1 protein-coding gene is annotated in these 902 nt (G+C 47.5%); it reads left to right on the plus strand.

Annotated features, from left to right (window positions below; genetic code table 11):
* The first annotated feature begins 150 nt into the window (after positions 1–150).
* Positions 151–762: a DEAD/DEAH box helicase family protein gene (locus tag ACYQ4S_RS11990; RefSeq protein ID WP_346024221.1), complete on the plus strand. Its 612-nt coding sequence runs from the start codon at positions 151–153 to the stop codon at positions 760–762.
* The last annotated feature ends 140 nt before the right edge of the window (positions 763–902 follow it).

Here is a 902-nt window from a genome sequence, read left to right on the forward strand (position 1 = left end):
GGGATAGTTTGGTAGTCGGATACCTACTATTTTACCGATAAATGAGGGAGGGGCAAGTGTTTTTTGTCTTTTCCTTGATAGAACAACGGTTATAGACCTTTAAGAACAAAAAAATTTGACAGTAACCCTTGGAGCATAGGGGGAACTGATATGGATCTGATTCTGATCGTCGGGCCGCAGGCTGTGGGGAAAATGACTGTAGGACAAGCTCTGGAGAAGAAGATTGATGCCAGGCTTCTGTTCAATCATGAAACGATCGATCTGTTTGCCCGATTTCTGGGGTACACACGTGATACGTTTCGTCTGTCTGAAGTCGTCAGGTATGACCTGTTCAAGGCCTTTACTGAACAGCCTGAATCAAATGTCACTCATGGCATCATCTTTACGGTAGTCGCAGGCTTTGATGCGGATTCGGACTGGGACATCCTGAGGAGCTGGTCGTCGCTTTTTCTTGACGCCGGTGGGAATGTATTCTTTATCGAACTTGAAGCGGACCTTGATGTTCGGCTCAAACGTAATAAAAGTGAGCTGCGTCTGTCAATGAAGCCATCGAAAAGAGACGTGGATTTTTCCGAAGCGGAGCTGCTTCAGAGTATGGAAAAGCATAGATTGAATTCCTTTGATGGAGAAGTTGAAGCCAAGTTTCCGGAAGTCAGCTACCTCAAGCTGAATACAACTGAACTGTCAGCCGAAGTGACCGCCGGGAAAATCAATGACTGGCTGCTTGAGAGAGGTTATAATAAAACGACCCGCCCTGAGTAAACAGGACGGGTCGCTTTTTGGTGCGCCCGGCATGGGCGACAACTTGGTGGTGAAAGTCCACTACAGGCTTTGCAGTAGGAACTGTTAGTGAATGACAAGGGTGTCCACCGTGAGGTGGAATCTGAAGGAAGTCGGACGCA

This window comes from Alkalibacterium sp. s-m-28 (assembly GCF_054658175.1).